This is a genomic window from Chitinophaga varians (assembly GCF_014529945.1).
Classification (GTDB): Bacteria; Bacteroidota; Bacteroidia; order Chitinophagales; family Chitinophagaceae; genus Chitinophaga; species Chitinophaga varians.
This window is the reverse complement of the sequence record NZ_JACVFB010000053.1, coordinates 1-316: the sequence shown is the minus strand read 5'-3', so window position 1 is coordinate 316 and position 316 is coordinate 1. Positions and strand designations below refer to the sequence as shown.

The window sequence follows — 316 nt, the reverse complement described above, 5'->3', positions numbered from 1 at the left end:
CGCCGGCAGAACGCTGATCGATCATCTCCTGGTATTTGAAAACTATCCGCTGGAGGATAGGGTAGAGAACATGATGTCGGGGGATACTGTTGGATTTACTATCGAACTGAAAGATATTTTTGAACAAACCAATTATGATCTGACAGTGGTGGTGCTGCCTGGAGAACAGATAAAGATACGGCTGAATTATAACGAAAATGTGTACCGTCCGGAGATCATGAAAGCGGTGGCGGTACACCTCGATACCATATTGCAACACATGGTTGTGAATCCCGGGATAGTAATTCCGGCAGTGGACATGATGCCGGCTGCAGAG

The 316-nt window shown here is 46.8% G+C and carries 1 protein-coding gene; it reads left to right on the top strand.

Features of this window, described 5'->3' with window-relative positions:
- Positions 1-316 (top strand): condensation domain-containing protein (locus ICL55_RS35010; protein ID WP_223151704.1); only part of this gene is annotated, 316 nt, incomplete at both ends.